Consider the following 23,741-nt stretch of genomic DNA (forward strand, 5'->3'; position numbering starts at 1 on the left):
CTCTCCTGCCGCAATCGCGCCGGGGGCTCTCCGAACCGGGCAGGGTCCGGGGCCGCGGCCCCGGATCTGGCGAAAAGCAGGACCCCTGCGATCGCCAGCGTGATCCTGAAGCGTTGCATGGCGTCCTCCGCATCGGACGGCGTGACGCGCCGCCCGATCTCGTACTGGCTTCGCCGCGGCCGCCCGGGCCGTTACGGTCCGGTGTGCAGCGAGCCTGCCGGTCCCTGCGGCCCGCCAGGGCGGAGCGAGGCGGGATCGGGCACTCGCCCGGCCGGGCGCGGCCGGATGCTCACGCGTCCGCGCCGTAATCGCTGAGAACCGGGTCGATCCGGAATTCCTGGGCGAAGAAGGCGATCGCGGCCCGCACCTTCGCCGGGACGTAGCGGCGCGAGGGGTGCACGGCCTGGATCGGCAACGGCACCGGCTCGTAGGCCTTCAGGACCACCACGGCCGATCCGTCGCGCAACTCGTCGCGGAACAGCCATGTCGGCGTCACCGCGATGCCGCAGCCGGCCAGGACCGCCTCGCGCACGGCCTCGGAATTGTCCGCCATCACGCGTCCCGACACGCGCACCGCCATCGCCCCGTCGCGGCCTGCGAAGTGCCACTCGCTGCCGGTCGCAAGCCGCGAATAGACGATGCACTCGTGCCGCGCGAGGTCGGCGGGCGTCTCCGGCACCCCGCGGCGCGCGAGGTAGTCGGGCGCGCCCACCGTCACGCGCCGCGTCAGGCCGATCCGGCGCGCCACCAAGCTCGCGTCCGGCAGGGCGCCGACCCGGATCGCGAGGTCAATCCCCTGCTCGACGAGGTTGGCGAAGCCGTCGCTCATCAGGAGTTCGATCCGCAGGTCGGGATGCTGGTCGAGCAGGCGTCGCAGCCGCGGCGCGACGTGGAGGCGTCCGAAGGCGACCGGGCAGGAGATCCGCAGCAGGCGGCGCCTCCCGGCCCGGCCCCACGCAGGCCTGCGCCTCGTCGAAGGCGTCGAGGGCCGCGGCCGCGCGCGCCACGAAGGCTCGGCCCTCCTCGGTCAGGGACAGGGTGCGGGTCGTGCGCTGCAGGAGACGGACGCCGAGCCCCCGCTCCAGGCCCGCCACCTGCTTGGAGATGGTGGGCTGCTGCGTCCCGCGCTCCCGCGCCACCACCGAGAACGACCCCGTCTCGGCCACCCGCAGGAACACGCGCATCGCCTCGATCCGGTCCATCATTCCATTCCAGCATAAATCCTAGGTCCAGGCGCAGCGTACCGCGGCGCATCGGAATGCGCGATCTCCAGGGCACCGCCACGCGCAACCGAAGAGAGACCGATGCGCATCTTCGCCCTGCACACGACCGACACCGCCCCCCGCAGCCGCCAAGGCGCAGCTCTCCGCCATCGAGACGGCGTGGGGCTTCGTTCCGAACCTGCACCGCACCCTCGCCGAGAGCCCGGTGACGCTGCAGGCCTACGACGCGCTGTTCTCGCTGTTCGGCCAGTCGTCGTTCACCGCCGCCGAGCAGCAGGTCGTCTATCTGGCGATCAACGTGTTCAACGCCTGCGAGTACTGCACCGCCGGCCATTCGGTGCTCGCCCGGAACGCCGGCCTGCCCGCCGACGCGATCGAGGCCCTGCGGGAGAGCCAGCCGCTGGCCGATCCGCGTCACGAGGCCCTTCGCCGCTTCGCCGAGACGGTCGTGCGCGAGCGCGGCCGGGTGGGAGAGGAGGATCTCGCCGCCTTCTTCGAGACAGGTTTTTCCCGCGCCCAGGTGCTGGAGGTGGTGCTGGCCGTCGCGACCAAGACGATCTCCAACTACACCAACCACATCACCCACACGCCGAACGATACCTTCATGGCCGCCACCGCCTGGACGGCGCCGCACCGCCGCGCGGCCGGCGCCTGATCCCGCACGCGAGCCCCGGAGACCGTTCGATGACCAGCCTCTCCCTGCAGGACACTCTCGACCAGTTCCGGGTGTCCTGGGCCGAGCGCGTCGGCCCCGCCATCGCCCGCACCATCGAGGCGGACAACGCCGCGCTCGCGGCGGGCCCGCACCTCGCCCGGGCGCTGCGGCCCGGCGACGCCTTCCCGCGGGTCGTCCTGCCGGACGCGCGCGGCCGCCCCGTCGATCTCGGCGCGCTCGCCGACGCGACTCCCCTCGTCGTCACGATCTACCGCGGCGGCTGGTGCCCCTACTGCAACCTCGCACTGCGCGCCTACCAGGCGGCGCTGGCCGAGATCGCAGGCTTGGGCGCGCGGCTCGTCGCGGTGAGCCCGGAGGCGCCCGATCACGGCCTCGACACGGCGCAGACGAACGCGCTCGCCTTCCCGGTCCTCTCGGACGAGGGAGGGCGGCTCGCCGAGGCGCTCGGCATCCGCTTCGTCCTCTCGCCGGAGATCCGGGCGCTCTACGCGCGCTTCGGCCACGACCTGCCGGCGCGGCATGGGGGCGGCGACTGGTCCCTGCCCGTGCCGGCGACCTACGTGGTGGCGCGGGGCGGGCGCATCGCTCTCGCGCATGTGGAGGCCGATTACCGCCGCCGCCTCGATCCGGGCGAGGCCCTGGCCGCGCTCCGCCGCCTCGCGGCGGCGCGGGCCGCGTGAGGAGGCCGCCATGACGACGCTCCTCCTCGCGCGCGGGCGGGCCGCGCGGCTCGCCCTCGACCCGACCCTGGCCGGCCTCCTCGGCGGCCTCGTGGCCGCCCTGAGCTGGGGCGGCTACCTCGCTCTCATGCGAGCCGGCGTGAAGTCCGGCCTCGCCGGCCCCGATTTCCTGATCCTCCGCTTCGGGGTGGCGGCCGTGCTCACCGCGCCCCTCCTGGTCTGGCGCTGGCCGCAGGTGCGGGCGATCGGTCTGAAGCGCTCCCTCGCCCTGGCGCTGGCCGCGGGGCCGCTCTTCATCCTCGTCGGCAGCACGGGCTTCGCGTTTGCGCCGCTGTCGCACGGCGCCGTGGTGCAACCGGCGACCGTCGCGGTCGGCGGGCTGATCCTGGGGACGCTGCTCCTCGGCGAGGCGATGACGGCCCGCAAGGCGCTCGGGGCGGGGGCCGTGATCGCTGGCGTGCTGCTCGTGGGCGGTGCGGCGCTCACCGCGGGGGAAGCGGGCGCGTGGATCGGCGACCTGCTCTTCGCGGCGGCAGGCGGGCTCTGGCTCGTCTTCACGCTGCTGCTGCGGCGCTGGCGCATCGACCCGCTCGCCGGGGCGGCGGTGGTGAACGCGATCTCGGGCGCGGTCGTCGTGCCGGTCTACTTGATCGCCGTCGGCCCGGAGCGACTCACGGCGCTGCCGCCGGGTGCACTGGCCATGCAGGCGTTCGTGCAGGGCGTCCTCGCGGGCGCCGTCGCGGTGGCGGCCTTCGCGGTGGCGGTGCGCGAACTCGGCGCGGGGCGGGCCGCCCTGTTCCCGGCCCTCGTGCCGGCAACGGCGGTGCTGATCGGCATCCCGGTCGCCGGCGAGGTTCCGGGCATTCCCCAGGTCGCAGGCCTCGTCCTCGCCACCGCCGGGCTGGTGCTCGCCGTCACGCGGGGGCGGGGCGGGCCGCGGTGACGCGCCCGGCGCCGTCGCGCCCATCGAAGCGGGCGCCGCAGAGCGCCGCTGCGGCGAGCGCCGCGCCAATGACCGCCACGCAGGCCGGCCAGCCGAGGCGGTCGAAGGCGGCGCCGAGGACGAGGCTGCCGAGGAGGCCGCCGCCGAAATAGGCGGCGAGGTAGAGGCCGCTCGCGGCGCCGCGGTCGCCGTCGGCGGCCTGCCCCACGAAGCTGGTCGCCACGGCCTGCGCGAAGAAGGTGCCGGCCGCGACGAGCGTGAGGCCGGCGAGGACGGGCGCCAGGGACGGCACCAGCAGCAGCGGCAGCCCCGCCGCCGCCACGCCGAGGCCGAGCCAGAGGGACCGGCGGGCCCCGAGCCGCGGCACGATCCGGCCCGCGAGCGGCGTCGTCGCCATCGCGGGCAGGAAGACGAGGTAGACGAGGCCGAGCGCCCCCTGGTCGAGGCCGAAGGGCGCCCGTGCCAGCACGAAGTTCACGAAGGTGAACGCGCCGATGAAGGCGAAGAGGATGCAGAACCCGACCGCGAGGGCTGCGCGCACCCGGCCGTTGACGAGGTGCCGTTTGAGCGTCGTGAGGGCCGCGCGCCGCTCGAGCGGCATGGGAACGAGCGCCGTGGCGTGGGTGAGCCCGACCGCGACCAGCCCGGCGCCCGCGAGGTTGAGGCCCGCCAGCACCAGGAAGGTGGGGCCGAGCCCCAGCTGGTCGGCCGCGCCCGCGGCCAGCAGGCGTCCCACGAGGTTCGAGGCGACGTTGCCGGTGACGTAGGCCGCGAAGGCGCTCGCGGCGACGGAGGGGCCGCAATGTTCGCCGAGATAGGCGAGCGTGAGCGTGAAGGCGCTCGCCATGCACACGCCCTGCGCCACGCGCAGCAGCGTGAAGGCGGTCAGGTCGGGCGCGACGGACAGGAGGGCGGTCGGCAGCGTCAGGAGGACGAGGCTCGCCACGATGCCCCGCCTGCGGTCGAGGTAGCGTCCCGCCAGGGCCACGCCGAGGCTCGCGGCCGCCATGCCGAGCGTGCTCGCGTTCACGGCGAAGCCCATCGCGGCGGGGGTGACCGCGTAGGCCCGCGCCAGGGCCGGCAGGATCGCCTGGGCGGCGAAGAGGTCGGCCAGCGTCAGGAAGGCGATCAGCCCGATCAGGAGGGTGCGGACGCGCTGCGGCGACAGGCCGGCGGGCCGCGCGGCTGGGCCGAGGGCGGGGGAGGTGGTCATGGCGGGGATCCTTCTCGGAAGGGCGCCGGGCAGGACCCGGGCCGCCCCGCACGGCGCAGGCTCGTGCCGGCGGTCATTGCCGATGACCGCCGGTTCGGTTTTCGGTTGTTCGCCAGATCTTCGATTTGGCATCGCGACGTCGCAACGGCCCGACGCGTCAGCATCCCGGGCCGTCGGCATCACATCGCGTGCGGATCCTCCTTCTCCGGGAAGAGGTCGGCGGAGATCAGGATCACGGGCTTCTTCGACTCGTTCTTCCACCAGTGGGCGACCGCCTTCGTCTCGCGTGCGACCTCGCCGGCGCGATGGACGATCGGCACCGCGCAGGTCGTGGCGTGCTCCATGATCGTGCCCTGCACGACGTAGATCAGGGCGGGACGGTTCTCGTGGCTGTGGAAGGGCACGACCCCGCCGGGCTGGACGACCAGCCGGCGCAGGCGGAAGCTGCGGTCCGGCGCGGCGACGTTGCTCTCCTTGGCGAGGTCGAGGGCACCGAGCACCGTGTCGGTGACGCCCACGGGCGCGCTCGGCCCGGTCCCTGCGCCACCGGAGCGGCCCTGGCCGGCGGGACACTCGCCGGCCGAGGCGGGCCCGGCCGCGAGCAGGCCCAGCAGCAGCGGGAGGAAGATCCAGTCCTTGCGCATCGTCGGTCTCCGTGAGCGCGATGCAGCCGTCCCACACGGCTGTCATGCACGAACGATGGCGGGCCCCCCTGCCGGCGTGAAATGCCGATGCGGTCTCGTCTCCATAGGCAATCGCTATGGGAATCATCGTACCGGCCGCCGTAGCATCGCGGTTGTTCGGGGCCGGACGAGCGGGCGCCGCCGCAAAGACGAGGGAGAGCGCCATGACGCGACCGGATCCGCTCGGATCCCGACGTGTTCTGCTCTAGCGGACTGGACGATAAGACCGCGCGAGACCGCGGGCGACGATCGGGAGGCCGGGATGCAGGAGACCGGAACGGTCACGCCGCTGCGGGCACGCCTCGGCACTCGGCTGGGCCAACTCGATGGCGCCTATCGGGCGAGCATGGAGGCGGCGATCGCCCACCTGCGGCGCAGCGGCATGGCGACGCGCGCCAAGCTGGCCGGTGACCGCGCCCCCGATTTCGCCCTGCCCGATCCGGACGGGGCGATCGTCTCGCTGGCCGAGCGGCTGCAGGCGGGGCCGGTCGTGCTCAGCTTCTTCCGCGGCGAGTGGTGCTCGTTCTGCCGCATCGAGATGGACGCCCTGATCGCGGCCTTGCCGGATCTCGCTGCGGCGGGCGCGAGCCTCGTGATGGTTTCGCCGCAGGGCTCCTCCGAGACCCTGCTCGCGCGCAGCCGCGGCGTCCCGGGCCTCACCGTGCTGAAGGACCCGATGAACGGCGTCGGGCTGCAATACGGGCTCATCTTCCGTATGCCCGACATTCTGCGCGAGGCGCTGCTCGCCCTCGGCGTCGACCTCTCGCACGTCTACGGCACCGACGCGTGGCTGCTGCCGATCCCCGCGACCTACCTGATCCGCCGGGACGGCACGATCGCGCTGGCCCACACGGATCCGGACTTCACGCGGCGCCTCGACCCGCAGGACATCCTCGCCGCGCTCCGTGCTTTGACCGGCTGATCGGTCAGGCGACGCGCGCGGCGTCGGACGGCCTTCGCCGGCCTGCCACGTCCGCCTGCCGCACCAGCGCGGCGAGCGCCGGCGAGTGGCGGCGGCCCGCCACCGTCGTGAGGGCGACCCGGTGGCGCAGCGGCAGATCGGCAAGGGGGCGGAACGGCAGCGACCGGGCGCGGGTGATGCTCTCCGGCCACAGGATGCAGCCGAGGCCCTGCCGGACGAGACTCGCCAGCCAGCGCTCGTCGCCGCTCGAATGGCGCGCCACCCGGTTGATGCCCCGCGCGTCCATGGCGGCGGCGATCGCCTCCTCGTGGCGGCAGCCGAGCCGCACGATGAGCGGCTCCCCGTCGAGGTTTTCCAGCACGACCTCGGTCAGCGCCTCGAACCGGTGTCCGGGAGCGAAGGCCACGCAGAACAGGTCCTCGGCGATCCGCCGCAGGTCGAAGCGCTCGTGGCGCACGACCGCAACCCCGTCGAGCGGCGCGAGCAGGGCCGCGTCGACGTCGCCGGCGATCAGCCAATCCTCGACGAGGTTCGCCGGGCCGATCTCGACCTGCAGGGTCAGCCCGGCGATCTCCGCCGAGACGCCGGCGAGGAGCGGCGCGCCCGTCTCGGCCGCGATGGAGGAGCAGGCCCCGATGGTGAGCTGCCCGGTCTCGCGCTTGCGGAAGCTCTGCGCTTGGCGCTTGGCCGTCTCGGCCGCCTCCAGGGCGGCCTGCAGGTGGGGCCGCATCAGGCGGCCGAGCTCGGTCAGGTGCGTGTGGACACGCTCGCGGCGAAAGAGCGGGCCGCCGAGCTCGTCCTCCAGCTTCTGGATCGCGCGGGTGAGGGAAGGTTGCGCCACGTGCAGACGCTCGGCCGCGCGGGTGAAATTCAGGTGCTCGGCCACCGCGAGGAAGTAGCGGACCTGGTGCATCTCCATGCGGTCACCCCACCCCGTTCGGGTCCGGTCGCCGCCAGGCGCGGTCGCCCTCGACGTCGCACGCGATCCCGTCGCGTCGCCGAGGGGCCGCCTGCCCGCGTTCGTGCGGCCGGTCAGCCGACCCGCCGCGATCGTCATCGTGCGCCCGATCGGCGGAACCGTAATCGATCGACCGGATGAAGGCGAGCGGAGCACCGCACTTCCGCAATCCCGTACCTCTCGCGAGGCGTGGCGCCGTTCCCTTACGGCAACGTCCCGGCCGGTCTGGACATCGGTCGAGGAGGCCCATCGGCCCTGTCCTCGCCCGCACCCCTGTTACGATTCCGCCAGCGCGGGCGATTTCCTCCTGAATGCACTGCGTCCGGTCGCTCGGCCGGATAGAGGGGAAGACCATGACCGAACTCCCGGCCGGTGACCGGGCGTCCTACCGCCTCCTCGACATCCTCGACGGCACGCATGCGCTGCGCGCGGAGTTCAGGCACCGCCGCTTCCGCCCGCATTTCCACGACACCTACGTCATCGGCGCCACGGAGCAGGGGGCCGAGATCTTCGAGGCGCGCGGCGGCCGCCACGTCTCGCCGGCAGGGTCGCTGCGCCTCATCAATCCCGGCGAGGTCCATACCGGCGCGCCTCCGCGCGCCGGGGTCTGGGGATACCGCTGCCTCTATCCCTCGGTCTCGCTCATGGCCGGCATCGCGGCCGAACTCGGCCGGAGCGCTCCGCCGTTCTTCCCAGACATGGTGGTGCCGCATCCCGCGCTCGCCGCCATGCTCCTGCGGGCGCTCGCCGGCGCGGAGGGGCCCGCCTCCCGCCTCGGCCGGGAGGCGCGCCTGCGCGTCGCGCTGGCGCAGATCGTGGTGGCCCAGGGCGCCGAGCGCCCGGAGATCCCGCCGATGCGCCGGGCACCGCAGGCGGTCGAGCGCACGCGCCGCTTCATCACCGATCACCTCGCCCAGGATATCGGCCTCGCCGAGGTGGCGCAGGCCGCCGGGATGAGCCGCTTCCACCTCCTGCGGGTTTTCAAGGCCGAGACCGGGCTGACGCCCTTCGCCTTCCAGGCGCACGCCCGGGTCGTGCAGGCCCGCTCGCTCCTCGGCCGCGGCCTGAGCGTCAAGCAGACCGCCGCGGCCTGCGGCTTCGTCGACCGCAGCCACTTCGCCCGGGTCTTCCTCGCCATCGTCGGAGTCACGCCCGCCGCCTACCGGGACGCGGTCGCCCCCACGGCGCAGCGGGTATCGAAACCATAGCCACTCGCGAATTCTGGCGGAGCCCGCGCGGTGCTCTGATGAGGGTACCGCCGGATGGCGGCGGGCCGGAGATCGCCATGAACCGCATCCTCATCGCCGGGCTCGCGCTCTGCCTCGCGGGTCCCGCCCTCGCCCAGAGCACCGGCAGCGGCCAGCAATCGGGCGGGCCTGCCCGGGACCGGATCAGCGCGACCGGCGGCCGCCCGCAGCCCGTGACCGCGCCCGACCCGAAGCGGCTCGGCTCCGGGAGCCACGCCGGCGGCCCGCTCAACAACCGGCTGTCCTCGACCGGACCCGGCGGCGCCGCGCCGGTCGCGCGGCGCGACCCCGCTCTGCGCCGCTACGGCTCCGGATCGCGCGCGGGCGGTCCGCTCAACCGCTGAGCCGTGCGGCCGAGGGAGGGCGCCATGGACCTGACGAATCCGCTGCACGCACCGGCAGGGGAGGGACCGGACCTTCGCGCCTATGGGCGGGTGGTCCTCGTGCTCCAGGGCGGCGGCGCCCTCGGCGCCTACCAGGTCGGCGTCTACCGCGCCCTGCACGAGGCCGGGATCGAGCCCGACTGGGTGATCGGCACCTCCATCGGGGCGATCAACGGCGGCCTGATCGCCGGCAACCCGCCCGAGCGGCGCCTGGAGCGTCTCTGCGCCTTCTGGCGCCGCGTCGAGCACGATGCGGTGCGCGGCCGGCTCTCCGCCTGGCCCGGCCTCGGTCCGCTCTCCGCGCACTGGGCGACGCTGATGCAGGGCGTGGCGGGCTTCTTCGCGCCCAACCCCTTCGCGCTCGCCAGCCCCCACTGGCCACTCGGCCCCGAATCGGTCGGCTACTACTCGACGGCGCCCCTGCGCGAGACCCTGGCCGACCTCGTCGACCTCGACAGGCTCAATGGCGGCACGTGCCGCCTGACGGTCGGGGCGGCGAACGTGCGCACGGGCCAGATGCGCTATTTCGACAGCCGCGACGAGACCCTCGACCTGCGCCACGTCATGGCTTCCGGGGCGCTGCCGCCGGCCTTCCCGCCGGTGCGCATCGGTGACGACCTCTACTGGGACGGCGGCATCCTCTCGAACACCCCCGTCGAGGCGGTGTTCGACGACAATCCGCGGCGCGACGGGATCGTGTTCGCGGTCCACATGTGGAACCCGTCCGGCCCCGAGCCGCGCACCCTCTGGGAGGTCGTCAACCGCCAGAAGGACCTTCAGTACGCGAGCCGCGCCCACAGCCACATCGCGCGCCAGAAGCAGATGCACCGGCTGCGCCACGTGATCGCGGAACTCGCCCGCCGCCTGCCCGGCGACGTCGCGGCCGATCCGGAGGTCAAGGCGCTCTCCGCCTACGGCTGCGTGACCCGCATGCATGTGGTGCGGCTGCTCGCCCCACGGCTCGAGGCGGAGGACCACCTGCGCGACATCGATTTCAGCCCGACCGGGATCCGCATGCGGGAAGAGGCCGGCTACCTGCACGCGCGGCGCGTGCTCGCCGAGGCGCCCTGGACCCGCGAGGTCGACGCCCTCGAAGGCTTCGTGCTGCATGAGGCCGATGCGGGCCACGCCGCCGTGACGTGGTGAGGCGCCCGTGACGCAGACGGCCGACGGCACCGAGATCGCGGCGCGCCTCGCGACCGCCATGGCCGCCGCACAGGGCGGGGACGCCCGCGCCTATCGGATCCTGCTCCGCGACTGCGTGCCGATCATTGCGGCCGAGGCTCGGCTCCAGGGCGTCGCCGCGTCCGCGTTGGACGCCATCGTGCAGGAGACGCTCCTCACGCTGCATCGCGTGCGCGCCACCTACGATCCGGCTCGTCCCTTCCTACCGTGGCTGCGCGCCCTCGCCCGGCACCGCGCCGCCGATCACCTGCGCAGGGCCCGCTGCCAGCGAGCGGACATCCATGCCCATCCGGCTCTCGACAACCTGATGCGGACGGCTGCGAGCACGGACGTCTTCGCCGTCGAGGCAGACGGCTGACCTCTGACACCGTCTCCGCTTGATCAAAGCGGAGACGGTGTCAGCAAGCCCGCGCGGTGGAGCCCAAGGCTCCACGCGACTGAGCGAAGCCCGCATCCGCCATCCCGAAGGGATCAAGCGGATGGGGTATGGGGCGCTCACCGACCCGAGCAGATCGGCCCGTCGCCTGGTTGGCCGTCCCGGAAATCCAGGGAACGAACCCACGGACAAGGATGGCTCGCTCATCGGGCTCGCCTCGGGGCGCCTTCGGTCCGTCATTGCTCCACAAGGTGACCGATCGTCAGCAGAAGCGCCCCGTGCGAGTCTGCTCAGTCGACGATGCCGAGCGCGCGCATGCGGGCGATCGTCTCCATCAGCTTCGGCCCGGTGTCCCGGCGCAGCACCGCCTCGGTCATCAGGAAGGCCGGGCCGCTCACGTTCACCGAGAAGATGCCGCGCGCGCCGGGGCTGTGGATCGGGGCCGCCACGGCGTTGATCTCGGGCCGCCAGATGCCGACGCCGACGCAGAAGCCGTGCTCGGCGACCTCGGCGAAGCAGCGCTGCATCGTCCGCTCCAGCGCCGGCCACTCGGCCCCGCTCTCGCGCCGCAGGCGCTCGACCAGCGGCCCGCGCTGCTCCTCGTCCATGCCGGCGAGCGTCGCCATGCCCATGACGCTGCACGCGAGCGGCAGGTGGAAGCCGACCTCGCTCGACAGGGTGATGGTCTGGCCCTTGCCGCGCCAGAGCTGGACGTAGACGCAGTGCAGCCCGTCGAGGAGCCCGAGCGCCACGTGCGCCTGCACGGCGGTCGCGAGGTCCTGCAGGTAGGGCTTGGCCATCTGCGGGAAGGAGTTCTGCCGCAGGAACGCTGCCGACAGGGCGAGCACCGCCGGCCCGAGGCCGTAGCGCTCCCCGTCCTGCCCGTGCACGAGGTAGCCGAGGCTGAGCAGCGTGTGGGTGAGCCGCGATACCGTGGGCTTGGGCAGCCCCGTGCGCGCGGCGATCTCCCGGTTGCCCAGCATCTCGGAGGCATCCCGGAAGGCGCGCAGCACCTGCAGCCCGCGGGCGAGCGCGGTGACGAACTGCCGGTCGCCGTCTTCGAGATCGAGGAGCCCGGCCTCCTGCGGTGCGGTTGCGCCCGTCCGGCGCGGCTCGCGCGTCGGCACGAGGGCTTCTGCCATGATGATCCCCTTGTCAACCGGCCGTTGCGTCAGGTCCGGCCCGTCCCGCAGCCTGCCGGTCTCCGGCCGGTTCGGCAACATGTTTCGCGATGCGGATCGGCATTTCGCTACTTGACCCGATCCGGCCGCACGGGCACGTTTCGGAACGAACGCGAGAGACGGCCGTCGTGACGCGCCGCCCGTTCTCGCGGGAGAGGCGCGGCGGCGCGAGACCCCGCCGGCGACGCCGAACGCGGCGCGCAGAGACCAACGACTCGAATTGCCGAGATCGAGGAGGAAACAGTGAACGGATCGATCGCGGGCCGTGCGCTCGCCGGCATGATTGCGCTCGGTGCAGCCTTCGCGGGCACGACGGCCCTGGCCGCCCCCGCCACCCTGAAGATCGCTTTCGTCGATCCCCTGTCGGGCGGCGGCGCCAGCACCGGCGAGGCGGGGCTCAAGACCTTCCAGTACATGGCGGAGCAGAACAACGCCAAGAACCCCGACCTGAAGTTGGAGGTGACGGGCTACGACAACAAGCTGAACCCGCAGGAAAGCCTCGTCCAGATCCAGAAGGCGATCGATTCCGGCGCCCGCGTCGTCGTGCAGGGCAACGGCTCCAGCGTCGCGGCCGCGATCATCGATTTCGTGTCCAAGTACAACGATCGTAATCCCGGCAAGGAGATCCTCTATCTCAACTATGCCGCGGTCGACCCAGCCCTGACGAACGCCAAGTGCAACTACTGGCACTTCCGGTTCGACGCAAATTCCGACATCAAGATGGCGGCCCTGACCAATTTCATTAAGGGCAAGCCCGAGGTGAAGAAGGTCTACCTGATCAATCAGGACTATTCGTTCGGGCAGGCGGTGCGCTCGGCCGCCCGGGCGATGCTGAAGGAGAAGCGGCCCGACATCCAGATCGTCGGTGACGAAGTCGCTCCGCTGCAGAAGGTCAACGACTTCTCTCCCTACATCGCCAAGGTGAAGGCCTCGGGCGCCGACTCGATCATCACCGGCAACTGGGGCCAGGACATGTCGCTGCTGCTCAAGGCGGCGGCCGATGCGGGTCTCCAGGCCAATTTCTACACCTATTACGGCGGCGGTGCCGGCGCCCCGACCGCGATCAAGCAGACCAACCTCGCCGACAAAATCTTCCAGATCGCCGAGGGCTACGCCAACATTCCGTACCCGCCCGGCCACGAGTTCGAGAAGGCCTTCCGCGCCCGGGTCGGCCAGGAACTGATCTATCCGCGCGTCGTCAACCTGATGAACATCTTGGTCAAGGCGGCCGGACAGGCGAAGTCGACCGACCCCAAGGCGATCGCCAAGGCGATGGAAGGGATTCACAACGACACCCTGTACGGCCAGGACAGCTTCATGCGGCCCGACGACCACCAACTGTTCCAGACGATGTACATCTCGAGCTTCGGACCGATCGATACGGCGAAGAACTTCGACAGCGAGAACACCGGTTGGGGCTGGAAGGGCATCGGCGAGATCGTCGCCAAGGATACGGTGGTGCCCACCACCTGCAAGATGGACCGGCCGAGCTGACGCTGTGACGGCTTGGCGGAACGGCGTCGGGCCGTTCCGCTCAAGCCCCCGCTACGGTATCGGTGTCGCCGCGTTCAGGATCGCGTCGGGATCGATGCCGGGAGGCTGATGCGGGGCCACCGCGCCAGCCGCCTCGACCTCATCGACCCTGAGTCGTGCCCGCTTCGGGGACGCGGTGCCGCCATGCCTCGCCGAGCGGGGAGGGGCTCGCGAGACCCGGTGGCCGGCCGGTGACGCTCCGGTCCGGTGTCGTCCCGCCGCCTTCGTCGACTTGCGCCAGGAGGCCGCCCGTTGCTCGAACTCTTGATCGTCTCGACCCTGAACGGCGTGCTCTACGGCATGCTGCTGTTCCTGATGGCGAGCGGTCTGACGCTCATCTTCAGCATGATGGGCGTGCTGAACTTCGCCCATGCGAGCTTCTACATGCTCGGGGCGTTTTTCGGCTATCAGATCAGCCGCTACACCGGCTTCTGGATCGGCCTCGTGGCCGCGCCGCTGGTGGTGGGAGGCCTCGGGGCGCTCGTCGAGCGCTACGGCCTGCGCAACGTCCATCGCCACGGTCACGTCCCGGAACTGCTCTTCACCTTCGGTCTCGCCTACGTGATCGAGGAGGTGGTGCAGATGATCTGGGGCAAGCTCCCGGTCGATTACCGCGTGCCGCCGCTCCTCGACTTCCCGGCCTTCACCATCTTCGACACCAACTACCCGGCCTACAAGCTGTTCATGCTGGCCGTGTCGGTGGCGATCTTCGTCGGCCTGCTGCTCGTGCTGGCCCGCACGCGGATCGGGCTGATCATCCAGGCGGCGCTGACGCACCCGAACATGGTCGGGATGCTCGGCCACGACGTCGCGAAGGTGTTCATGCTGGTCTTCGGCGTCGGCACCGGTCTCGCCGCGGTGGCCGGCGTCATCGCCGGGCCCTCCCTCGTCACCCAGTCCAACATGGCGGGCCTGCTCGGGCCGATCCTGTTCGTGGTCGTGGTGGTGGGGGGCCTGGGCTCGCTCACGGGCGCCTTCGTGGCCTCCCTGCTGATCGGGCTGGTCCAGACCTTCGCGGTCTCCCTCGACGTGTCGGTGTCGAGCGTGGCGCAGGCCCTCGGCATCACGGCGCAGCCCGCGGGCGGCGTGCTGGGCGACCTCTGGACGGTGACGATCGCGCAGATCGGCCCGGTCATCCCCTACCTCCTGCTGGTCGTCGTGCTGATCGCGCGGCCGACCGGGCTCCTCGGGAACCGCGAAGCATGACCGACCTCGTCGAACGCGCGCCGGCCGGCGACTGGGCCGGGGGTCAGACCGAGAAGGCGGTGCGACCGCGCACGGGCGGGCGCCTCGGCCACGTGGTGCCCTGGGTGATCGCCGCGGCGATCCTGCTCGCCGCGCCCCAGATCTTCACGAGCGGCGGCTCGCTCACGATGATGAGCCTGATGGGCATCATGATCGTGTTCGCCCTGTCCTACAACATGCTGCTCGGCCAGACCGGGCTCTTGTCCTTCGGGCACGCGGTCTATTACGGGCTCGGCGCCTTCTTCACGGTCCACGCCATGAACGCGGTGACGGCCGGGCGCCTGCCGGTGCCGCTCGCCGCCATGCCGCTCGTCGGGGCGGTCACCGGGCTCGCCTTCGGCATCGTGCTGGGCGCGGTCTCGACCCGCCGGGCCGGCACCGTGTTCGCGATGATCTCGCTTGGCCTCGCCGAACTGGTGGCCTCGGGCTCGCACATCCTGCACAGCTTCTTCGGCGGCGAGGAGGGCATCACCACCAACCGCACCAAGATGCTGCGCCTGTTCGACCTCAGTTTCGGGCCGCAGATCCAGGTCTACTATCTGATCGCCGTCTGGTGCCTGATCTGCGCGGTCCTGATGTACGCCATCACCCGCACGCCGCTCGGGCGCCTGTGCAACGCGGTACGCGAGAACCCGGAGCGGGTCGAGTTCATCGGCTACGAGCCTCAGACGGTGCGCCTGACCGCCTTCTGCCTCTCGGCGATGTTCGCGGGCGTGGCCGGCTCGCTCGCGGCCATCAACTTCGAGATCGTCAACGTGTCGTATCTCAGCCTGCACCAGTCCGGCGTGGTGCTGCTCGCGGCCTTCATCGGCGGCATCGGCCACTTCGTCGGCCCGGTGATCGGGGCCGTGGTGGTGACCCTGCTGCAGGTCTCGCTGAGCGACCTGACGGAGATCTGGCAGCTCTATTTCGGGCTCATGTTCATCGCGATCGTGATGTTCGCACCCGGCGGCATCGCGGGCCTCGCGATGATGCACGGGCCGCTGATCCGGGCCGGCACCGCGCACAGGCTGATCCCGTCCTACCTGCTGGCGCTCGTGCCCGCGCTCGTGATGCTGGCCGGCCTGATCGCGCTGATCGAGATGGCGTTCCGGGCCCTGGTGAAGGCCGGCGACGGCACCGCCATGACCCTGTTCCGCATCCCCCTCGACGTCGCCGGCCCGCTGCCCTGGATCATCGCGCTCCTCGTCGCGGGCGGCGGCTTCCTGGCCTTCCGGGCGACCTGGCCGCGGGTGGCGGAGGCGTGGGACGCGGCCGCGACCGCCGCCAAGGAGGCCTGAATGGCAGCCCCCGCCGTCGAACTCTCGGGCGTCACCAAGTCCTTCGGGGCGACGCAGATCATCGCGGGCGTGGACCTCGCGGTGCCCGCGGGCGAGCGCCACGCCATCATCGGGCCGAACGGGGCCGGCAAGTCGACGCTGTTCAACCTGATCAGCGGCCGCCTCTCGCCGACGAGCGGCACGATCCGCCTGGAGGGCGCCGACATCACCGGCCAGCGCCCCGCCGCCATCAACCGGCGGGGGCTGGCGCGCAGCTTCCAGGTCACGAACATCTTCCCCAAGCTCAGCGTGTGGGAGAACGTGCGCTGCGCGGTGCTCCGCGCGATGGGCTACCGGCCGATCTTCTGGCGCGGCATCGAGCACCTGCCGGGCGTCGCCGCCCGCACAGCCGAGATCCTTGACAGCATCCGCCTCGGGCACCGGGCCGCGATGCCGGCCGGCATGCTGGCCTACGCGGAGCAGCGGGCGCTTGAGATCGGCATCAGCATCGCCAGCGACGCCCGGGTGATCCTCCTCGACGAGCCCATGGCCGGCATGAGCCACAGCGAGAGCGAGCACGCCACCGCGCTGATCCGCGAGGTGACGGCCGGGCGCACGCTCCTGATGGTCGAGCACGACATGGCGGTGGTGTTCGGGCTCGCCGACCGCATCTCGGTGCTGGTCTATGGCCGCATCATCGCCACGGACACGCCCGAGCGCATCCGGGAGAACCGCGCCGTGCAGGAAGCCTATCTGGGAGTGGCCGCCGCATGAGCGCCGCCGTCGCCAGCCCGCCGCAGGCGCGCGCCCTGCCGCCCGAGATGGCCCCGGCCCTCCTCGAGGTCGAGGACCTGCACGCCTATTACGGCAAGAGCCACATCCTCCAGGGCGTCAGCTTCCGCGTCGGGGCCGGAGAGATCGTCTCGATCCTCGGCCGCAACGGCGTCGGCCGCTCCACCACCCTGAAGGCGATCATGGGCGACGTGCCGCCGCGGGGAACGATCCGCTTCAAGGGCCAGCCCATCGCCGGCCTGCGGCCGCACGTGGTGGCCCGCCGCGGCCTCGGCTACGTGCCGGAGGAGCGGGCGATCTTCCCCAAGCTCACGGTGCGCCAGAACCTCGCGCTCGGCGAAAAACCCGGCACGGGCGCGCGCTGGAGCTACGAGGAGATCTTCCGCCTGTTTCCGCGGCTGGAGGAGCGCATCGACACGCCCGGCGGCGTGCTCTCGGGCGGCGAGCAGCAGATGCTCACCATCTGCCGCACCCTCATGGGCAACCCGGACCTCATCATGATCGACGAGCCGACCGAGGGGCTGTCGCCCCAGATGGTCGCGCGCGTGGGCGACCTCATCGGCGAGATCGCCGCCAGGGGCGTGGCGGTGCTGCTGGTCGAGCAGAAGCTCACCATCGCCCTCAAGCTGTCGCAGCGCCTCTACGTAATGGGCCACGGGCGGGTGGTGTTCGAGGGCACCCCCGCCGGGCTGATGGCGAACGAGGCGGTGCGGCGGGAGTGGCTCGAAGTGTGAGCCGCCCCCGCCCGGGGCTCAGCGCACGCCCAGGAGTTCCACGTCGAAGACCAGCGTGGCGTTCGGCGGGATGACGCCGCCCGCGCCGCGCGCGCCGTAGCCGAGCTCCGGCGGGATCAGCAGCGTGCGCTTGCCGCCGACCTTCATGGTCGAGAGGCCCTCGTCCCAGCCCTTGATGACCTGGCCGGTGCCCACCGCGAAGCCGAGCGGCTGGCCGCGGTCCACGGAGCTGTCGAACTTCTTGCCCTTCTTGCCCTTGTCGTCGAGCCAGCCGGTGTAGTGGACGCTCACGGTCTGACCGGCCTTCGGCTGGGGGCCGGTGCCCACCACCTCGTCCTTGTACTTGAGGCCCGAGGGGGTGGTGACGAAGTCGGCGGAGGAAGCGGCAGCGTTCATGGCGATCAGCACGGCTCCGGCTGTCAGGAGGGAGGAGAGGCGCATTGCGGGCGCGGGTCCTGTCTCTGGAGGGTCGGGCGCCTGCGTTAGCACGGGTGCGCCGCCCTGCCGAGGGCGCCGGCCGCGTCAGGCGCGCGGCAGCGCCTCCGGATCGATCGGGGCGCCGTCCGCCCAGGCGAGCAGCACGCGGCGCACGTCCTCCGGTTCGAGCAGGCGGCGGGTCGCGATGGTTTCGCCGCCGCCGACGCGGACGCTGAGGCCGCCATCCGCGTTCACCGTGGCGAAGGCCTTCTCGTCGGTGAGGTCGTCGCCGAGAAAGACCGCGCGGCGGCCCGCATAGGGCGCCTCCTGCTGGAAGCTGCGGATCGCGTGGCCCTTGGTGGCGGTGGCGGGCAGGATCTCGCCCACCGCCTTGCCGAGCTGGAGCCGGTACGCCTCCCCGAGGTCGCGCGCCACACCCTCCACGGCCGTCTGCGCCCTCTCCGCATCGGTCGGGGTGGCGAGCCGCCAATGCACCGCCACCGAGCAGCCCTTGTCCTCGATCAGCACCGCGTCGAGATCGGCCACCGCCCGCTGGAGGCGCGCCACCCCGGCCCGCAGAGCGGGATGCGCCTCGGGCTCGCAGCCCGCCACCGCGCTGCCGCGGCGCAGCTCCACCCCGTGCAGGCCGCCGACATCGAACCGTTCGGGGGCCAGGAAGCCGTCGATTGTGGCGATTGGCCGCCCGGTGACGATGGCGAGCGCGCCCCCGAGCCGGGAGCGCAGGCGCGCGAGGGCGGGCGGCAGGGCGGGCGGCACGATGACCTGGTCCGGCCGCGGGGCGATGTCGACGAGCGTGCCGTCGAAGTCGAGGAACAGCGCGTAGGCGGAATCGGTCACGGCTCGGCACTCCGGGGCGAATTCCGATCCTGCCGCCGGCCGGTAACGGCCGTGCGACGGGAGGACCGGCGGCCCGGCTTAGAGCCAAGCGGCGCCCCGATGCAATCGCCGCGGGGCGGCATGCCGCGGCGCGCACCGGCGCGGCCCGCGCCATTGTCGCGCGACCACGAGGAGGCGCCATGCGACCGCAGCCGATCCCGCCCGGGCCGGGCCAGGAGAGCGTGTGGGATTATCCGCGCCCGCCGCGGCTGGAACGGGTGGAGGCGCGCCTGCGCGTGGACCTCGGCGGGATCACCATCGCCGACACGCAGGCGGGCTGGCGGGTACTGGAGACGAGCCATCCGCCGACCTACTATCTTCCGCCCGGCGACATCCGGCCCGGGGTGCTCGGGCCGCCGCGCCCGGCCGGAACCTGCGAATGGAAGGGCCGGGCGGTCCTGTTCGACGTGACGGCCGGCGGGCGCCGTGCGCCCGGCGCCGCCTGGGCCTACCCCAGGCCGACGCCGGGCTTCCTGCCGATCACCGACCACGTCGCGTTCTACGCCGGCCCGATGGACGGGTGCTACGTCGGCGACGAGCGGGCGGAGCCGCAGCCGGGCTCGTTCTACGGCGGCTGGATCACGGCGCGCGTGGTCGGCCCGTTCAAGGGCGGTCCGGGGTCGATGGGCTGGTAGCCGCGAGGCGATCGAGGGTGGCGCTCATCCGCCGGACGTGGCTTCCCGGCCAGTAGATCCGCCCGCAGGCCGGGCAGGCCCTGAACGGACCGGCTCCGTCGCGGCTCGCCGCGGGGAGCGCCGCGACCGCGCCCGTCATGGCCTGCCGCAACGGCGTGTTGTCGATCAGGCAGCGCGTGAAGGGCGCGAGCCGCCAGTCGATCCTGCGCAGCCGCGACAGGTGACGCGCCTGCGCCTCGGGTCGATCCTCGGGGAGGAGCAGGCCGCTCTCCGCCGCGGTCTCGGCGAGGTGGCGGTCGCGGGCGAGCAGGGTGCGCCCCTCCCGCCGCGCGGCGGCGAGGAGGGCCGAATCGGGCGTTCCGGGCGCGGCCAGGGCGGCGTCGTGCCCGGCGGCGCGCAACAGGCGCGCGAGCCGGCCCAGCATCTCGTCGCAGAGCCAAGCCTGCAGAACCAAGCCCCCAGAATTACGCCCCGCCCCAGTTCATGGTGAGCCCGCCATCCATCACCCAGGTCTGACCGGTGACATAGTCGCCGTACTCGGACGCCAGGAACAGGGCGAGACGCGCGATCTCGATCGGCTCGCCCGGCCGGTGCCAGGGAATCTCCTTCATCGAGGCGTCGCGCTTGCCCGGGTCGTCGAGGCGCTCCTGCGTCATGGGCGTGGCGATCAGGCCAGGCGCGATGGCGTTGACGTTGATCCTCTGCTCCGCGAGTTCGATCGCGAGGCTGCGGGTCAGCGAGCCGAGGCCGGCCTTCGCCATGCCGTAGGGCGCCGAGTGCGGCGTCGGCAGGTGCTGGGCCACCGAGGAGATCGTGACGATGCGGCCTCCGCCGCCCCGCTCGCGCCGCTGGCGCACGAAGGCGCGGGCGCAGTGCAGCGGACCCTTCAGGTTGGTGTCGAGGATGACGGCGACTTGGTCATCGGGCAGGTCGGCGACGGGAACCTGCGCACCCATGCCCTTGCCGGCATTGTTGACGAGCACGTCCGGCACGCCGAGTTCGCGCGCCACCCGGGCGAACAGGGCGTCCACGGCGGCCGCATCCCGCACGTCGAGGGGGGCGACAAGGGCTTGGCGTCCCGCGGCCTCGATCCGCCGCCGCGTCTCCGCCGCCCCATCCGCATCGGTGTGATACGTGATGCAGAGATCGGCCCCGGCCTCGGCGAACAGCGTGGCGATGGCCTGTCCGATGCCGGAATCACCCCCGGTCACGAGGGCGATCTGGTTGTCGAGCTTCATGCGGCGGCTCCGGGCTGTCGGACCGCAACGTGCCGCCGCGAGCGCCGTTCCTGCGGCCTGCGCCTCCGGCACGAGCGCGACATCGTGCCGGACGGGCGCCGACGGCGGAGTCGCCCGGACGTCGTGCAAGTATTCCATGGTCGACGGGCCGGGCCTCGTCTAACATCGCGCCGTCTCACCGTACGGAAGCCCACGGCACGGAGGTGACGAATGAGACGCGTGTCCCGACTGGCCGCCCTCGTCGCGGCCCTGCTGATCTGGCCTGCGGCCCTCTTCGCGGGCGAAGCCCACTGGCCCGCCTCGCTGACGATCGGGACGGCCTCGCCCGGCGGGACCTACTACGCCTACGGCGAAGGTCTCGCCAAGATCCTCACCCAGAAATTGCGGTTGCCGGTGGTGTCGCGCGCGACCGACGGACCGAACCAGAACATCCAGCTCCTCGAAAGCGGCGAGGTGCAGATCGCCTTCGTCACGCTCGGCGCGGCGCAGCAGGCCTGGAACGGAACCGCCCCGTGGACGGCGGGCAAGCCGCTGCGCTCGATGCGGGCGATGTTTCCGATGTACGACACACCGTTCCAGTTCATGACCCTGCAGGAGTCCGGGATCCAGAAGCTGGCCGACCTCAAGGGGCGGCGCGTCGGCGTCGGACCAGAGACCGGGACGGCGGGCACCTACGTCCCGCAGGTCTTCCGCACGCTGGGGATCGAGGCCACGCTCGTCCACGGGGAATGGGCGAATCTCGCCGCGCAGGTGCAGGCCGGGACGCTCGATGCGCTCGCGGTCGCGGCGGGCGTCCCGTTCCCGTCCTTCACCGAGCTGGAGCGCAAGAGCCGCGTCCGCTTCCTGACGCTGTCGCCGAGCCAGATCGTCGACCTGCGCCTCGCGATCCCGGAACTCGGCCTGTCGCTCGTGCCGGCTGGCCTCTATCCCTCGCTGCCGCAGCGCTACGTCACGGTCGGGCTCTACAATTTCGCGGTCGCGCATAGCAGCCTGCCGGACGATCTGGTCTACGCGATCGTGGCCGCCGTGTTCTCGGAGCATGAGCGCATGATGGAGATCCACTCGGCGGCCGGCGAAACGGTCCCGGCCAATTTCGTGCGCAACACCTTCCTGCCGTTCCACAACGGAGCCAGCCGCTGGTACCGGAACCAGGCCGTGCTCGGCACCGTCGGCACGGACTGACACCGCATCGAATGCTTGCTTCCGCGGGCGGAACAGCAAGCCGGCGGCCCGGGCGACCGGGCCGTCAGAAGACCTGGACCACCGAGAGGGCCAGCAGCAGGCCCATCGCGACGTTGAAGGCCCGCAAGGCGCGGGGCGACCGCTCCAGCACGCGGCCGATCCCGACGCCCAACCCGGCCCACAGCGCCACGGTCGGCACCGACACGAGGCCGAACACTGCGGCGATCACCACGATCTCCGCCACGGCGTCGCCCTGCGGGGTGGTGTAGGTCGTGGCGGCACCGAGCGCCATGATCCAGGCCTTGGCGTTCGCCCACTGGAAGGCGGCGGCCTGCCAGAAGCTGAGGGGCCGGGCCGGGCGTTCGGCCGGTCCGGCCTTCCCGTCCGCGCTGGCGATGCGCCACGCGAGGTACAGGAGGTAGGCCGCACCCGCGACCTTGAGGACGAGGTGGAGTGCCGGCACGGCGGCGAACACGCCGCCGAGGCCGAGCCCCACTGCGACGAGCAACAGCGGGAAGCCGAGCGCGACGCCGAGCATGTGCGGGAGGGTGCGGGCGAAGCCGAAATTCGCCCCCGATGCCGCCAGCATGACATTGTTCGGCCCGGGGCTGACCGAGGTCGAGACCGCGAAGGGGATCACCGCGGCCGCGAGCGCCCACATGGCCTCACCCCTCTGCCGTGCGGATAGGGCGGCGCGTCATGTCCCGCGCGGCGCCTCCAGGGCCGGCCAGGGCCGGGCCGCCTCGAAGGCGCGGGCGGCCGCGAGGACGCGCGCATCCTCGCCCATCGGCCCGACGATCTGCAGGCCCACCGGCAGGCCCGCCCGCGTCAGCCCGCACGGCACCGTGGCGGCCGGCTGGCCGGTGAGGTTGAACGGGTAGGAGAAGGGCGTCCAGGCGAGCCAGTCGTCCCCGAACGTGCCGTCCGGCGGCGTGAGATGGCCGGCCGTGAAGGCGGGCGTGGCCACGGCCGGCGTGAGCAGCAGGTCGTAGCGGGCGTGGAAGCGCGCCATCGCGGTGAAGACCGCCGCGCGGGCGTTGAGCGCCGCCAGGAAATCCGGGGCGTCGATCCGGCTGCCGCGCTCGGCTGCCGCGCGCAGGGCCGGCTCGACCGCCGCGCGGCTCGCCTCCGGCAGGGCGCGCAGCACGCTCCAGGCGCCGACGAGCCAGATGCCGTTGAGCGTCTCGACCGGATCGGCAAAGCCCGGATCGGCCTCCTCCACCACGGCGCCGAGGTCGGCGAAGGCCGCGGCCGCCCGCGCGGTCAGGTCCACCACCTCCGGGTCGACGGTGCGGGCGAAGCCGAGCCGCGGGCTCCAGGCCACGCGCCACCCCGTCACGCCGGTCTCCAGCGCCGCGCCGTAATCGGGCGGCGCGGCGAGGCTCGCCAGCATGTCGCGGGCGTCGGGCCGGGCGATCGCCTGCAGCATCAGGGCCGCGTCGCCGACGCGGTGGGCGAGCGGGCCGAGATGGGCCACCGGCCCGAACGGGGAGGGCGGATAGGCCGGCACGCGGCCGTAGCTCGGCTTGAGACCGAACACGCCGCAGAAGGCGGCCGGGATGCGGATCGAGCCCGCCCCGTCGGTGCCGAGATGGGCGATGCCGAGCTGGAGTGCCGCCGCGGCCGCCGCGCCGGCCGAGGAGCCGCCGGTGGTGACGGACAGATCCCACGGGTTGCGGGTGATCCCGGTGAGGGTCGAATCGCCCAGGCCCTTCCAGCCGAATTCCGGCATCGTGGTCTTGCCCAGGGGGATCGCGCCGGCCTCCAGCAGCCGGTCCACCGCCGGGGCATTCTCGGCAAGCCGCGTCTCGGGCGTGGTGCGCGAGCCGCGCCGCATCGGGTGTCCCGCCCAGGCGATGTTGTCCTTGATCGTCATCGGCAGCCCGTCGAGGGGGCCACGGGGCATGCCCGCCGCCCAGCGCGCCTCGGATGCCGCCGCGGCCGCGAGCGCGGCCTCGCCGTCCACCAGAATGAAGGCGTTCACCGCCGGGTCGTGGCGCGCGATGCGGGCCAGCGCGTCCGCCACCACTTCGCGCGGCGAGAGCCTGCGCGTGCGGTAGGCGGCGAGCAGGGCCGCCCCGTCGAGCGACCGGATTTCCGTCATGCGCGTCTCCTCTTCCCGGACAGGCTCAACTCGAT

Annotated in this window: 26 protein-coding genes and 1 pseudogene; 15 read left to right on the forward strand and 12 right to left on the reverse strand. The window is 72.4% G+C overall.

Going from position 1 to position 23,741, the window contains the following annotated elements; all coding sequences use genetic code 11:
* Nucleotides 1-289 precede the first annotated feature (289 nt).
* Both MFF61_RS25060 and MFF61_RS25065 read right to left on the reverse strand, forming a co-directional pair.
* Nucleotides 290-931, reverse strand: coding sequence for a substrate binding domain-containing protein (locus MFF61_RS25060; RefSeq protein WP_306423418.1), 642 nt, complete (start codon nucleotides 929-931; stop codon nucleotides 290-292).
* Nucleotides 932-1,073: 142 nt separating this feature from the next.
* Nucleotides 1,074-1,205: pseudogene (locus tag MFF61_RS25065) on the reverse strand (helix-turn-helix domain-containing protein); the annotation flags it as partial.
* Nucleotides 1,206-1,428: 223 nt separating this feature from the next.
* Here MFF61_RS25065 and MFF61_RS25070 point away from each other — a divergent pair.
* From MFF61_RS25070 to MFF61_RS25080, 3 genes are read left to right on the forward strand one after another with little or no spacing between them, the layout of a single operon-like run.
* On the forward strand, nucleotides 1,429-1,878 hold the full coding sequence (locus tag MFF61_RS25070; RefSeq protein ID WP_238240361.1) for a carboxymuconolactone decarboxylase family protein: 450 nt from the start codon (nucleotides 1,429-1,431) through the stop codon (nucleotides 1,876-1,878).
* A gap of 29 nt (nucleotides 1,879-1,907) precedes the next feature.
* Nucleotides 1,908-2,579, forward strand: coding sequence for a peroxiredoxin-like family protein (locus tag MFF61_RS25075; protein WP_238240363.1), 672 nt, complete (start codon nucleotides 1,908-1,910; stop codon nucleotides 2,577-2,579).
* Between the two features lie 10 nt (nucleotides 2,580-2,589).
* Nucleotides 2,590-3,522, forward strand: coding sequence for an EamA family transporter (locus MFF61_RS25080; RefSeq protein WP_238240364.1), 933 nt, complete (start codon nucleotides 2,590-2,592; stop codon nucleotides 3,520-3,522).
* On the opposite strand, the gene MFF61_RS25085 is transcribed toward MFF61_RS25080, so the two are convergent.
* Together MFF61_RS25085 and MFF61_RS25090 are read right to left on the reverse strand one after the other, a co-directional pair.
* Nucleotides 3,494-4,735, reverse strand: coding sequence for an MFS transporter (locus MFF61_RS25085; protein ID WP_238240365.1), 1,242 nt, complete (start codon nucleotides 4,733-4,735; stop codon nucleotides 3,494-3,496). The two genes, MFF61_RS25080 and MFF61_RS25085, sit on opposite strands and share 29 nt — an antisense overlap.
* 179 nt (nucleotides 4,736-4,914) lie before the next feature.
* Nucleotides 4,915-5,379: a cupin domain-containing protein gene (locus tag MFF61_RS25090; protein ID WP_238240366.1), complete on the reverse strand. Its 465-nt coding sequence runs from the start codon at nucleotides 5,377-5,379 to the stop codon at nucleotides 4,915-4,917.
* A 301-nt stretch (nucleotides 5,380-5,680) separates the two neighbouring features.
* On the opposite strand from MFF61_RS25090, the gene MFF61_RS25095 reads away from it, so the two are divergent.
* Nucleotides 5,681-6,340: a peroxiredoxin-like family protein gene (locus MFF61_RS25095; RefSeq protein ID WP_238240367.1), complete on the forward strand. Its 660-nt coding sequence runs from the start codon at nucleotides 5,681-5,683 to the stop codon at nucleotides 6,338-6,340.
* A 4-nt stretch (nucleotides 6,341-6,344) separates the two neighbouring features.
* On the opposite strand, the gene MFF61_RS25100 is transcribed toward MFF61_RS25095, so the two are convergent.
* Complete coding sequence (locus MFF61_RS25100; RefSeq protein WP_238240368.1) at nucleotides 6,345-7,259, reverse strand: LysR family transcriptional regulator; 915 nt, start codon at nucleotides 7,257-7,259, stop codon at nucleotides 6,345-6,347.
* Nucleotides 7,260-7,651: 392 nt separating this feature from the next.
* On the opposite strand from MFF61_RS25100, the gene MFF61_RS25105 reads away from it, so the two are divergent.
* The 4 genes from MFF61_RS25105 (at nucleotide 7,652) to MFF61_RS34075 (ending at nucleotide 10,471) form a co-directional block, all read left to right on the forward strand.
* A complete protein-coding gene (locus tag MFF61_RS25105) occupies nucleotides 7,652-8,506 on the forward strand; it encodes an AraC family transcriptional regulator (protein WP_238240369.1) in 855 nt (284 codons plus the stop codon).
* A gap of 77 nt (nucleotides 8,507-8,583) precedes the next feature.
* The gene (locus MFF61_RS25110; RefSeq protein WP_238240371.1) at nucleotides 8,584-8,889 is read left to right on the forward strand and encodes a hypothetical protein; all 306 of its coding nucleotides are present in this window, start codon (nucleotides 8,584-8,586) and stop codon (nucleotides 8,887-8,889) included.
* 24 nt (nucleotides 8,890-8,913) lie between these two features.
* Nucleotides 8,914-10,074, forward strand: a complete 1,161-nt coding sequence (locus MFF61_RS25115; protein WP_238240374.1) for a patatin-like phospholipase family protein — start codon at nucleotides 8,914-8,916, stop codon at nucleotides 10,072-10,074.
* A 7-nt stretch (nucleotides 10,075-10,081) separates the two neighbouring features.
* Nucleotides 10,082-10,471 carry a sigma factor gene (locus MFF61_RS34075; protein WP_373324798.1) on the forward strand — a complete coding sequence of 130 codons (390 nt, stop codon included), beginning with the start codon at nucleotides 10,082-10,084 and terminating at the stop codon, nucleotides 10,469-10,471.
* A 308-nt stretch (nucleotides 10,472-10,779) separates the two neighbouring features.
* Here the strand turns inward: MFF61_RS34075 and MFF61_RS25125 are convergent, their stop codons facing one another.
* Nucleotides 10,780-11,631, reverse strand: coding sequence for an IclR family transcriptional regulator (locus tag MFF61_RS25125; RefSeq protein ID WP_238240376.1), 852 nt, complete (start codon nucleotides 11,629-11,631; stop codon nucleotides 10,780-10,782).
* A 318-nt stretch (nucleotides 11,632-11,949) separates the two neighbouring features.
* On the opposite strand from MFF61_RS25125, the gene MFF61_RS25130 reads away from it, so the two are divergent.
* The 5 genes from MFF61_RS25130 to MFF61_RS25150 all read left to right on the forward strand — a co-directional run bounded on the left by MFF61_RS25130 (nucleotide 11,950) and on the right by MFF61_RS25150 (nucleotide 17,233).
* Nucleotides 11,950-13,164, forward strand: coding sequence for a branched-chain amino acid ABC transporter substrate-binding protein (locus tag MFF61_RS25130; RefSeq protein ID WP_238240499.1), 1,215 nt, complete (start codon nucleotides 11,950-11,952; stop codon nucleotides 13,162-13,164).
* 291 nt (nucleotides 13,165-13,455) lie between these two features.
* A complete protein-coding gene (locus tag MFF61_RS25135; RefSeq protein WP_238240378.1) occupies nucleotides 13,456-14,409 on the forward strand; it encodes a branched-chain amino acid ABC transporter permease in 954 nt (317 codons plus the stop codon).
* The gene (locus MFF61_RS25140) at nucleotides 14,406-15,728 is read left to right on the forward strand and encodes a branched-chain amino acid ABC transporter permease (protein ID WP_238240381.1); all 1,323 of its coding nucleotides are present in this window, start codon (nucleotides 14,406-14,408) and stop codon (nucleotides 15,726-15,728) included. Before MFF61_RS25135 ends, MFF61_RS25140 begins: the two co-directional genes overlap by 4 nt.
* Nucleotides 15,729-16,481: an ABC transporter ATP-binding protein gene (locus tag MFF61_RS25145; protein ID WP_238240383.1), complete on the forward strand. Its 753-nt coding sequence runs from the start codon at nucleotides 15,729-15,731 to the stop codon at nucleotides 16,479-16,481. It begins immediately after the preceding gene.
* 47 nt (nucleotides 16,482-16,528) lie between these two features.
* On the forward strand, nucleotides 16,529-17,233 hold the full coding sequence (locus MFF61_RS25150) for an ABC transporter ATP-binding protein (protein WP_238240500.1): 705 nt from the start codon (nucleotides 16,529-16,531) through the stop codon (nucleotides 17,231-17,233).
* A gap of 18 nt (nucleotides 17,234-17,251) precedes the next feature.
* Here MFF61_RS25150 and MFF61_RS25155 read toward each other — a convergent pair whose 3' ends face one another.
* Together MFF61_RS25155 and otsB are read right to left on the reverse strand one after the other, a co-directional pair.
* Entirely contained in the window at nucleotides 17,252-17,674 is a 423-nt protein-coding gene (locus MFF61_RS25155) for an FKBP-type peptidyl-prolyl cis-trans isomerase (protein WP_238240384.1), read from the reverse strand.
* 81 nt (nucleotides 17,675-17,755) lie between these two features.
* Nucleotides 17,756-18,508 (reverse strand): trehalose-phosphatase, encoded by a 753-nt coding sequence (gene otsB / locus MFF61_RS25160; protein ID WP_238240385.1) that lies wholly within the window; start codon nucleotides 18,506-18,508, stop codon nucleotides 17,756-17,758.
* Nucleotides 18,509-18,687: 179 nt separating this feature from the next.
* Here otsB and MFF61_RS25165 point away from each other — a divergent pair, with 179 nt between their 5' ends.
* Nucleotides 18,688-19,182, forward strand: a complete 495-nt coding sequence (locus MFF61_RS25165; RefSeq protein ID WP_238240386.1) for a DUF427 domain-containing protein — start codon at nucleotides 18,688-18,690, stop codon at nucleotides 19,180-19,182.
* Here the strand turns inward: MFF61_RS25165 and MFF61_RS25170 are convergent.
* Both MFF61_RS25170 and MFF61_RS25175 read right to left on the reverse strand, forming a co-directional pair.
* On the reverse strand, nucleotides 19,151-19,636 hold the full coding sequence (locus MFF61_RS25170) for a Mut7-C RNAse domain-containing protein (RefSeq protein WP_238240387.1): 486 nt from the start codon (nucleotides 19,634-19,636) through the stop codon (nucleotides 19,151-19,153). The two genes, MFF61_RS25165 and MFF61_RS25170, sit on opposite strands and share 32 nt — an antisense overlap.
* A gap of 10 nt (nucleotides 19,637-19,646) precedes the next feature.
* Entirely contained in the window at nucleotides 19,647-20,420 is a 774-nt protein-coding gene (locus MFF61_RS25175) for an SDR family NAD(P)-dependent oxidoreductase (protein WP_238240388.1), read from the reverse strand.
* Between the two features lie 210 nt (nucleotides 20,421-20,630).
* On the opposite strand from MFF61_RS25175, the gene MFF61_RS25180 reads away from it, so the two are divergent.
* Nucleotides 20,631-21,602, forward strand: a complete 972-nt coding sequence (locus MFF61_RS25180; protein ID WP_238240389.1) for a TAXI family TRAP transporter solute-binding subunit — start codon at nucleotides 20,631-20,633, stop codon at nucleotides 21,600-21,602.
* Between the two features lie 64 nt (nucleotides 21,603-21,666).
* Here MFF61_RS25180 and MFF61_RS25185 read toward each other — a convergent pair whose 3' ends face one another.
* Both MFF61_RS25185 and MFF61_RS25190 read right to left on the reverse strand, forming a co-directional pair.
* Complete coding sequence (locus tag MFF61_RS25185; RefSeq protein ID WP_238240390.1) at nucleotides 21,667-22,263, reverse strand: LysE family translocator; 597 nt, start codon at nucleotides 22,261-22,263, stop codon at nucleotides 21,667-21,669.
* A gap of 36 nt (nucleotides 22,264-22,299) precedes the next feature.
* Nucleotides 22,300-23,706, reverse strand: a complete 1,407-nt coding sequence (locus tag MFF61_RS25190; protein ID WP_238240391.1) for an amidase — start codon at nucleotides 23,704-23,706, stop codon at nucleotides 22,300-22,302.
* Between the last annotated feature and the right edge of the window lie 35 nt (nucleotides 23,707-23,741).

Origin of the sequence: Methylobacterium isbiliense (genome assembly GCF_022179325.1) — a bacterium.
In the GTDB taxonomy this organism is placed as follows: domain Bacteria; phylum Pseudomonadota; class Alphaproteobacteria; order Rhizobiales; family Beijerinckiaceae; genus Methylobacterium; species Methylobacterium isbiliense.